General features: G+C 60.9%; 1 protein-coding gene. It reads right to left on the bottom strand.

Going from position 1 to position 594, the window contains the following annotated elements:
- A partial coding sequence (locus tag QWU11_RS47115; protein ID WP_290121143.1) for a TCP-1/cpn60 chaperonin family protein occupies positions 1-594 on the bottom strand: 594 nt, incomplete at its 3' end.

Raw genomic sequence — 594 nt, 5'->3', positions numbered from 1 at the left:
GTAGCCCTTGTCGAAGCGCATGCCCTCGGTCAGCTCGAGCTCCAGACCAAAGGTCTGGCTCTCCTCGACCGTGATCACGCCTTCCTTACCGACCTTGTCCATCGCCTCGGCGATCATCTCACCGATCGAAAGATCACCAGCGGAAATGGAAGCCGTCGAAGCGATCTGCTCCTTCGTCTCCACATCCTTCGCGATCTTCGAAAGCTCCTCGCTCACCCGCTCGACCGCGGACTCGATACCACGCTTGAGCGACATCGGGTTCGCACCCGCGGCGACGTTACGCAGACCCTCACGGACCAGCGCCTGCGCCAGAACCGTCGCCGTCGTGGTGCCATCACCAGCGACGTCATCGGTCTTCTTCGCGACCTCCTTGACGAGCTCGGCCCCGATCTTCTCCCACGGGTCCTCCAGCTCGATCTCCTTGGCGATCGAAACACCGTCATTGGTGATCGTGGGCGCACCCCACTTCTTCTCCAACACGACATTACGACCCTTAGGACCAAGGGTGACCTTAACCGCGTCAGCGAGCTGATTCATACCGCGTTCGAGGCCGCGACGCGCTTCCTCGTCGAACGCGATCATCTTTGCAGCCAT

The organism is Actinomadura sp. DC4 (assembly GCF_030406325.1).
Taxonomy (GTDB): Bacteria; Actinomycetota; Actinomycetes; order Streptosporangiales; family Streptosporangiaceae; genus Actinoallomurus.
This window is presented reverse-complemented; position numbering and strand designations above follow the sequence as displayed.